The organism is Pantoea phosphatilytica (assembly GCF_051025615.1).
GTDB lineage: Bacteria > Pseudomonadota > Gammaproteobacteria > Enterobacterales > Enterobacteriaceae > Pantoea.
In genome coordinates, this window is sequence record NZ_JBPFDF010000009.1 from 20,977 (window position 1) to 27,288 (window position 6,312).

Genomic DNA, 6,312 nt, shown 5'->3' on the forward strand with positions numbered 1-6,312 from the left:
ACTCTCCTTACTTACGGCCTTTACGCTGCTGCTTTTTAGGTTGAGCAGCCGGTTCCGGTTGTTCAACAGCAGCCATACCACCCAGGATCTCACCTTTGAAGATCCATACCTTAACGCCGATTACACCATAAGTGGTGTGCGCTTCAGAGGTGTTGTAGTCAATGTCAGCACGCAGTGTGTGCAATGGCACGCGACCTTCACGGTACCATTCGGTACGTGCGATCTCAGCGCCACCCAGACGGCCGCTAACTTCAACTTTAATACCCTTCGCGCCAAGACGCATGGCGTTCTGAACTGCACGCTTCATAGCACGACGGAACATCACACGACGCTCCAGCTGTGAAGTGATGCTGTCAGCTACCAGTTTCGCGTCCAGTTCCGGCTTGCGGACTTCGGCGATATTGATCTGTGCAGGAACGCCAGCGATTTTCGCGACGACCGTGCGCAGTTTTTCGACATCTTCACCTTTCTTACCGATAACGATGCCCGGACGAGCGGTGTGAATAGTCACACGGATGCTCTTCGCTGGACGCTCGATAACGATACGAGAGACAGATGCTTTAGCCAGTTCTTTAGTCAGGAACTGACGTACTTTAAAATCGCTGTCCAGGTTGTCAGCGAATTCGTTGGTGTTCGCAAACCAGGTAGAGTTCCATGGTTTTACAATACCCAGGCGAATACCATTAGGATGTACTTTCTGACCCATTGCTAGTCTCCAGAGTCTCAGCGATCGGACACAACCACAGTAATGTGGCTGGTGCGCTTCAGGATGCGATCTGCACGACCTTTGGCACGCGGCATAATGCGTTTCATGGTCGGACCTTCATCAACGAAAATTTTCGTGATTTTCAGATCGTCGATATCAGCGCCATCGTTGTGTTCGGCGTTAGCAATGGCAGATTCCAGAACTTTCTTGACCAGTACAGCCGCTTTCTTGTTGGTGTAGGTCAAAATGTCCAGAGCCTGCGACACTTTCTTACCGCGAATCAGGTCAGCAACAAGGCGAACCTTCTGAGCAGAAGAACGAGCGTGGCGATGTTGAGCAATAGTTTCCATCTCTTCCTCCTACTTATTTCTTCTTGGCTTTTTTATCAGCCGCGTGACCGCGATAAGTACGTGTCGGCGCGAATTCACCCAGTTTGTGACCAACCATTTCGTCGGAAACAAAGACAGGAACGTGCTGACGACCATTATGGACAGCGATGGTCAAACCGATCATGTTAGGAAAGATCGTTGAACGACGGGACCAAGTGCGCAAAGGCTTCTTGTCACCGCTTTCCACCGCTTTCTCTACCTTCTTCAGCAAGTGCAGGTCAATAAAAGGACCTTTCTTGAGAGAACGTGGCATGGCTTATCCTCTAATATTATTTGCTACGGCGACGTACGATAAATTTATCGGTACGCTTGTTGCTACGGGTCTTCTTACCTTTGGTCTGAACGCCCCACGGTGAAACCGGGTGCTTACCAAAGTTACGACCTTCACCACCACCGTGCGGGTGATCAACTGGGTTCATCGCGGTACCACGAACGGTCGGACGAACACCACGCCAACGGGCTGCACCAGCTTTACCCAGAACGCGGAGCATGTGCTCAGCATTACCGACTTCGCCCAGTGTTGCGCGGCAGTCAGACTCGACTTTACGCATTTCACCTGAACGCAGACGCAGGGTAACGTAAGAACCTTCACGCGCAACGATCTGCACGTAAGCACCGGCTGAGCGAGCAATCTGACCGCCTTTGCCTGGTTTCATTTCTACGTTATGCACGGTTGAACCCACCGGGATGTTACGCATCGGCAGAGTGTTACCTGCTTTAATCGCAGCATCAACGCCAGATTGGATCTGGTCGCCGGCTTTCAGGCCTTTAGGGGCCAGGATGTAACGGCGCTCGCCGTCTTTGTACAGAACCAGTGCGATGTTCGCAGAGCGGTTCGGATCGTACTCAAGACGTTCAACAACTGCCGGGATACCGTCTTTGTTGCGTTTGAAGTCAACAATACGATAAGCCTGCTTGTGACCACCACCGATGTGACGGGTAGTGATACGACCATTGTTGTTACGGCCACCGGATTTGCTGTTTTTTTCTACCAGCGGGGCAAATGGTTTGCCCTTGTGCAGCTCCGCGTTTACCACTTTAACTACATGGCGACGACCCGGAGATGTCGGTTTACATTTAACAACTGCCATTGTCTTTCTCCTCCGACTTACTCAGCGCCGCCAGCGAAGTCCAGATTCTGGCCTTCTTTCAGGGTGACGTAAGCTTTTTTCCAGTCGCTACGACGACCGATACGCTGTCCTTGACGCTTAACTTTGCCCTTAACAACCAGGGTGTTTACGTCTTTAACTTCTACTTCGAACAGTTTCTCAACAGCAGCAACGATCTCTGCTTTGGTCGCGTCATTAGCAACTTTGAGAACGATGGTATTGGTTTTTTCCATCGCGCTAGATGCTTTTTCAGATACGTGCGGCGCGCGCAGTACTTTCAGCAGACGTTCTTCACGGATCATGCCAGCATCTCCTCAACTTGCTTAACTGCGTCAGCAGTCATAACGACTTTGTCGAAGGCGATCAGGCTAACTGGGTCGATACCTGATGCATCACGCACGTCAACCTTGTACAGGTTGCGGGCAGCCAGGAACAGATTCTCATCCAGTTCACCGGTGATGATCAGCACGTCTTCCAGCGCCATGTCTTTCAGTTTCTGTACCAGCAGCTTGGTTTTCGGTGCTTCTACAGCAAATGATTCGACAACGATCAGACGATCTTGACGTACCAGCTCGGACAGGATGCTTTTCAGCGCGCCGCGGTACATCTTTTTGTTAACTTTTTGACTGTGGTCCTGCGGCTTCGCAGCAAAGGTCACGCCACCTGAACGCCAGATTGGGCTCTTTACAGAACCTGAACGCGCACGGCCGGTGCCTTTCTGACGCCACGGCTTTTTGCCTGAACCAGTTACTTCGGCGCGAGTTTTCTGCGCACGAGTACCCTGACGGGCGCCTGATGCGTAAGCAACAACAACCTGGTGAACCAGCGCTTCGTTGAAATCACGACCGAAGGTAGTTTCGGAAACAGTCAGCGCGCTCTGCGCGTCTTTCAATACTAATTCCATTGCTATCCCCTTACGCCTTCACAGCTGGTTTAACAATCAGGTCGCTACCGGTAGCACCGGGAACTGCACCTTTAACCAGCAGCAGGTTGCGCTCAGCGTCAACACGTACTACGTCCAGACTCTGAACAGTTACGCGCTCATTACCCAGCTGACCTGCCATTTTCTTGCCTTTGAACACTTTGCCCGGAGTCTGGTTCTGACCGATTGAACCCGGAACGCGGTGAGACAAGGAGTTACCGTGAGTCGCGTCCTGGGTACGGAAGTTCCAGCGCTTAACGGTACCAGCGAAACCTTTACCTTTAGAGGTACCGGTTACGTCAACTTTCTTAACTTCAGCGAAAATCTCAACGCTGATGCTCTGACCTACAGAATATTCTTCACCTTCAGCGGTGCGGAATTCCCACAGACCACGGCCAGCTTCAACGCCAGCTTTAGCAAAATGACCAGCTTCAGGTTTGGTCACACGGTTTGCTTTTTTAGCACCGGTGGTAACCTGAATTGCCTGGTAACCATCGTTCTCCAGGCCTTTGACCTGAGTAACGCGGTTCGCTTCAACTTCGATTACGGTGACGGGGATAGAAACGCCATCTTCAGTGAAGATGCGGGTCATGCCCACTTTTTTACCGACTAAACCAATCATTGTTTCAACCTCTCAATCGCTCGATGACCTGATTAACCCAGGCTGATCTGCACGTCAACACCGGCAGCCAGATCCAGACGCATCAGAGCATCAACGGTTTTTTCAGTTGGCTCAACGATGTCTACCAGACGCTTGTGAGTGCGAATTTCGTACTGATCACGCGCATCTTTGTTGACGTGCGGAGAGATCAGAACGGTAAAACGCTCTTTGCGGGTTGGCAGCGGGATTGGACCACGAACCTGCGCACCAGTGCGCTTGGCGGTCTCAACGATTTCCGCGGTTGATTGATCGATCAGACGATGATCAAACGCTTTAAGACGGATACGGATTCTTTGGTTCTGCATGAGACCAGAGCTCCAAACTTTTTATAGACGAAAAAAATTACTACTCGAACCCATTACGATTGATGGGAGAGTGTAATCGTTCAGCATATAACTCCCCAATTGGGAGTATTGTCAGGCGGCCAATATTTCAGCCGTCTGCGATTCTGCTCGAATCGCGCCTGCAATATCTGCAGGCCCGCGCATTATACGTAAATCTGTTCAGGAAGCAACCCGTGTTGTGGTTTTCGCCGGTAAATAGTGGCACGCCGATGAGATGCGCCTCGCATTCTGCTGTCGCCCGACGGAGAACGCCTCTGGCTGGCTGCGGGCCACTCTCCATTACGCCAGATTCGCTGATGACGCAGAAACCGGAGGCCGCGACACTGTGCCACTCTTTTCTATGCGGAGCCTTATCATGGTCCCTGCTGTTATCACTTATCTCGCCGCGCTGGCAGGTGGAGGCGCACTGGGCAGCTTTCTGTCGCTGGCCCGCTCCCGCTTTACCCCTGCCCTCTCACCCGCTCAGTGGTTTGCCGCCCTTTGCTTTCCCGCCTCACAGTGCCGCTGTTGCCAGCAACGCCTGTTATGGCGCGACACCCTGCCGCTGGTAAGCTGGCCAGTCCTGGGAGGATGCTGTCGCTTCTGCCGGCATCCATTTAGCGCCGGCAGCTTTCTGACAGAGTGGCTGTTTGCTCTGCTCTGTTTGCTGGTGCTGCTCAGCTTTGATAGCGTTTCAGACAGGGTTTACCTGATTGCGGTCGCCAGCCTCCTGTTCCTGCTGGCAGTCATTGATCGTCACTACTTCTGCCTGCCTGACCCGCTTACCTATCTGCTGCTCTGGCTGGGATTGCTCCATGCGACGCAGACCGGCAGCGGAACAACGGCAATTTATGGTGCGGTAGCGGGCTACTGTACGCTATGGCTACTTGCGCAGGGCTATCGCAGGGTGCGGGGTATTGAGGGATTGGGCTACGGTGATATCAAGCTGTTTGCTGCGCTGGGGGCCTGCTGTGGCTGGCAGGCCTTACCCGGCATTGCGCTGGGCGCCACGTTGCTGGCGCTGACGGCCGTATCTTTAGGTCAACGACAGCGTCCAGGCGCGGCTGACACTTTGCTGCCGTTTGGCCCTTTTCTGGCCATTGCAGGCTGGGTCATCCTTGTGCTTCAGACCCGGTTCACTCTTCTTTAATCTGAGCCTGCAGATAGTTCTGGATGCCCATCATCCGGATCAACTCCAGTTCGGTTTCAATCCAGTCGATGTGATGTTCTTCATCGGCCAGGATTTCAATCATCATGTCACGGCTGACATAGTCATGCACTTTGTCAGCGTAGGCGATTGCTTCACGGAGATCCTTGGCACCTTCCAGTTCCAGACTCAGATCTGAACTGAGCATCTCCTCAACGTCCTCGCCGATACGAAGCCGCCCCAGATCCTGAAGGTTCGGGATCCCCTCCAGAAAAAGAATGCGCTCGATATACTTGTCGGCATGCTTCATCTCGTCGATCGATTCGTGATACTCCACGTCGTTCAGACGGGTCAGACCCCAGTTTTTAAACATGCGCGCATGCAGAAAATACTGATTGATGGCAACCAGTTCATTTCCCAGCAGTTTATTCAGATGACTGATGACTTTAATATCGCCCTTCATTGTTAACCCTCCACGTCTGGTTTATTAGAGCGTAGATGCGGTTAAAAAGAAGTCAAAAAACCGTGACAGAAACTGTGGGTATTCCCACAGCAGAGAGGTCAGGCGATCTCTTTGTAGAGCGGGGCGTGCTGCAGTTCGTTATCCATAATCTCTCGCGCAGCGCGGATACACTTGCCGCACTGTTTGCCCACGGGCACAAACTGACGCAACTGCTGGATGGATTTGGGCTGGTAGCGACGCACGACTTCACGAAGGGTTTTATCACTGATGGCATTACACAGACAGACGTACATTGATTCATCACTCGGGTACATTTTGTATACAGTGTAAATGCGAATCGTTTTTATTTCAAACCCACCTTTTGCAGGGTCATCGTGAATGCAGAGCAAAAAAAAAGAGCACCGAAGTGCTCTTTTTCTGTGTTGCAGTGGCCGTTTGCACGACCACAGCAAATATCACAATTAAGCGATAACTTTAGCAACAACACCCGCGCCAACGGTACGGCCACCTTCGCGGATTGCGAAGCGCAGACCTTCGTCCATTGCGATTGGGTGGATCAGGGTAACAACCATTTTGATGTTGTCGCCTGGCA

General features: G+C 52.1%; 12 protein-coding genes. 1 reads left to right on the plus strand and 11 read right to left on the minus strand.

The window, feature by feature from the left end:
- Window positions 1–7 precede the first annotated feature (7 nt).
- Genes rpsC through rpsJ form a run of 8 tightly spaced genes read right to left on the minus strand, consistent with a single transcriptional unit; the run spans window position 8 to window position 4,092 of the window.
- Window positions 8–706 (minus strand): 30S ribosomal protein S3, encoded by a 699-nt coding sequence (rpsC, locus tag ACR6AS_RS20235; protein WP_008927135.1) that lies wholly within the window; start codon window positions 704–706, stop codon window positions 8–10.
- A 17-nt stretch (window positions 707–723) separates the two neighbouring features.
- Window positions 724–1,056, minus strand: coding sequence for a 50S ribosomal protein L22 (gene rplV, locus ACR6AS_RS20240; protein ID WP_046289651.1), 333 nt, complete (start codon window positions 1,054–1,056; stop codon window positions 724–726).
- A gap of 13 nt (window positions 1,057–1,069) precedes the next feature.
- A complete protein-coding gene (gene rpsS / locus ACR6AS_RS20245; RefSeq protein WP_001138115.1) occupies window positions 1,070–1,348 on the minus strand; it encodes a 30S ribosomal protein S19 in 279 nt (92 codons plus the stop codon).
- A gap of 16 nt (window positions 1,349–1,364) precedes the next feature.
- Complete coding sequence (gene rplB / locus ACR6AS_RS20250; RefSeq protein ID WP_009087588.1) at window positions 1,365–2,186, minus strand: 50S ribosomal protein L2; 822 nt, start codon at window positions 2,184–2,186, stop codon at window positions 1,365–1,367.
- 17 nt (window positions 2,187–2,203) lie between these two features.
- Window positions 2,204–2,506: a 50S ribosomal protein L23 gene (rplW, locus tag ACR6AS_RS20255; RefSeq protein WP_003850708.1), complete on the minus strand. Its 303-nt coding sequence runs from the start codon at window positions 2,504–2,506 to the stop codon at window positions 2,204–2,206.
- Window positions 2,503–3,108 (minus strand): 50S ribosomal protein L4, encoded by a 606-nt coding sequence (gene rplD, locus ACR6AS_RS20260; protein WP_009087590.1) that lies wholly within the window; start codon window positions 3,106–3,108, stop codon window positions 2,503–2,505. The genes rplW and rplD overlap by 4 nt, the downstream gene beginning before the upstream one ends.
- 10 nt (window positions 3,109–3,118) lie before the next feature.
- Window positions 3,119–3,748: a 50S ribosomal protein L3 gene (rplC, locus tag ACR6AS_RS20265; protein ID WP_003850712.1), complete on the minus strand. Its 630-nt coding sequence runs from the start codon at window positions 3,746–3,748 to the stop codon at window positions 3,119–3,121.
- 32 nt (window positions 3,749–3,780) lie between these two features.
- Window positions 3,781–4,092, minus strand: coding sequence for a 30S ribosomal protein S10 (gene rpsJ, locus ACR6AS_RS20270; RefSeq protein WP_001181005.1), 312 nt, complete (start codon window positions 4,090–4,092; stop codon window positions 3,781–3,783).
- 394 nt (window positions 4,093–4,486) lie between these two features.
- Here rpsJ and ACR6AS_RS20275 point away from each other — a divergent pair, with 394 nt between their 5' ends.
- The gene (locus tag ACR6AS_RS20275; protein WP_418800287.1) at window positions 4,487–5,260 is read left to right on the plus strand and encodes a prepilin peptidase; all 774 of its coding nucleotides are present in this window, start codon (window positions 4,487–4,489) and stop codon (window positions 5,258–5,260) included.
- On the opposite strand, the gene bfr is transcribed toward ACR6AS_RS20275, so the two are convergent.
- The 3 genes from bfr to ACR6AS_RS20290 all read right to left on the minus strand — a co-directional run.
- Window positions 5,247–5,720 (minus strand): bacterioferritin, encoded by a 474-nt coding sequence (gene bfr / locus ACR6AS_RS20280; RefSeq protein ID WP_111140929.1) that lies wholly within the window; start codon window positions 5,718–5,720, stop codon window positions 5,247–5,249. The genes ACR6AS_RS20275 and bfr overlap by 14 nt on opposite strands.
- Window positions 5,721–5,818: 98 nt before the next feature.
- Window positions 5,819–6,013, minus strand: a complete 195-nt coding sequence (gene bfd, locus ACR6AS_RS20285) for a bacterioferritin-associated ferredoxin (protein ID WP_111140930.1) — start codon at window positions 6,011–6,013, stop codon at window positions 5,819–5,821.
- Window positions 6,014–6,181: 168 nt separating this feature from the next.
- A partial coding sequence (locus ACR6AS_RS20290; protein WP_083070736.1) for an EF-Tu C-terminal domain-related protein occupies window positions 6,182–6,312 on the minus strand: 131 nt, incomplete at its 5' end.